We start from the raw sequence: 392 nt of genomic DNA, 5'->3' as shown, positions 1-392 counted from the left end.
TTAAAGCCAACCGTGATTATGATTGCTTGATCTGGAGCAGCTTCTGGAGAAAGAGTGCGCATATGAACATATTCAGGGGCAGGAAGTGCTGGATCTTCCAAAACCTTGCCCTCTGATGACGAGTACAATAAATTTGCATCGACGGAAAAAGGCGCTTCGCTTTGATTATCCTGCTCTACTGGAATTTGATGCGCGCGCGCAAATTCAAGCAAATCTGTCCGACTTTTAAAAGACCAATCACGCCATGGAGCAATAATCTTGATATCATGATTAAGAGCATAAGCAGAAAGTTCAAAGCGAACTTGATCATTACCGTTTCCTGTTGCTTCATGGGCAATTGCATCTGCACCCGGTTCCTTGGCATTTTTAATAAGGCGTTTTGAAATGAGTGG

1 protein-coding gene is annotated in these 392 nt (G+C 43.4%); it reads right to left on the bottom strand.

What is annotated here, in order from left to right:
* A partial coding sequence (locus tag J7R10_RS09415) for an argininosuccinate synthase domain-containing protein (RefSeq protein ID WP_208436539.1) occupies window positions 1-392 on the bottom strand: 392 nt, incomplete at both ends.

The sequence above is a fragment of the Bartonella vinsonii subsp. berkhoffii ATCC 51672 genome (assembly GCF_902825225.1).
GTDB classification, from domain to species: domain Bacteria; phylum Pseudomonadota; class Alphaproteobacteria; order Rhizobiales; family Rhizobiaceae; genus Bartonella; species Bartonella berkhoffii.
This window is presented reverse-complemented; position numbering and strand designations above follow the sequence as displayed.